General features: G+C 48.8%; 1 rRNA gene (running past one end of the window). It reads left to right on the top strand.

From position 1 onward, the window contains the following. Positions 1-131: 131 nt before the first annotated feature. Positions 132-1,384, top strand: a 23S ribosomal RNA gene (locus DWZ82_RS08875) (it continues 1,651 nt past the right edge of the window).

Raw genomic sequence — 1,384 nt, 5'->3', positions numbered from 1 at the left:
GACGTTTATATTGTTGGGATATGATCGAAAAGATCATACTACAAAATAGCTAAATTTAACCGAGATTACTCTAATAATTGAGATAAACGAAAGTTTATCCGCTACAATCCTCGAAAGAGGATTTTACAGCTGGTCAAGCTGTAAAGGGCGCAAGGGGAATGCCTTGGCACTGAGAGCCGACGAAGGACGCGACAAGCTGCGATAAGCTACGGGGAGCCGCAAATGGGCTTTGATCCGTGGATTTCCGAATGGGGAAACCCGATGGAGCAATACTCCATCAACGTACACTGAATACATAGGTGTACGTGGGGAACCGCCTGAACTGAAACATCTAAGTAGGGCGAGGAAGAGAAATCAACCGAGATTCCGCTAGTAGTGGCGAGCGAACGCGGAAGAGGCCAAACCGGAGGTAGCAATATTTCCGGGGTTAGGACTGCAATATGTAACTTTAATCTTTAACTGAATGCTTTGGGAAGAGCAGCGATACAGGGTGATAGCCCCGTAAGTGAAAAGGATTGAGTGCTAGCAGTATCCAGAGTACCAGCGGACACGTGAAACCCGCTGGGAAGATGGGGGGACCATCCTCCAAGCCTAAATACTACTCAGTGACCGATAGTGGAGCAGTACCGTGAGGGAAAGGTGAAAAGTACCCCGGGAGGGGAGTGAAAAAGAACCTGAAACCTTGTGCCTACAAGCACCGAGAGTCCGTTAATGGATGATCGGGTACTTTTTGTAGAACGGTCCGGCGAGTTAATATTTGCAGCGAGGTTAAGGAACTGGAGTTCCGGAGCCGCAGCGAGAGCGAGTCTGAAAAGGGCGTATGAAGTTGCAGGTATTAGACCCGAAACCGGGTGACCTATCCATGAGCAGGCTGAAGCGGTGGTAAGACACCGTGGAGGGCCGCACCCACGTCTGTTGAAAAAGCCGGGGATGACTTGTGGATAGCGGAGAAATTCCAATCGAACTCGGAGATAGCTGGTTCTCCCCGAAATAGCTTTAGGGCTAGCGTTATTTTAGATTACCGGAGGTAAAGCACTGAATGGTCTAGGGGCCGCGAGGTTACCAAAGCCTATCAAACTCTGAATGCCGGATAATTGATGAATAGCAGTCAGACTGTGTGAGATAAGTCTCATAGTCAAAAGGGAAACAGCCCAGATCTACAGCTAAGGTCCCAAATGAACACTAAGTGGAAAATGATGTGAAACTGCGAAGACAACCAGGATGTTGGCTTAGAAGCAGCCACTCATTCAAAGAGTGCGTAATAGCTCACTGGTCGAGTGGTTTTGCGCAGAAAATGTAACGGGGCTAAGTGTTCAACCGAAGCTTAGGCATTGTACTTTGTACATTGGGTAGGGGAGCGTCGTATGCGGGGCGAAGTCAGAGC

The organism is Butyricicoccus sp. AF35-5AC, from assembly GCF_003477715.1.
GTDB lineage: Bacteria > Bacillota > Clostridia > Oscillospirales > Butyricicoccaceae > Agathobaculum > Agathobaculum butyriciproducens.
This window is presented reverse-complemented; position numbering and strand designations above follow the sequence as displayed.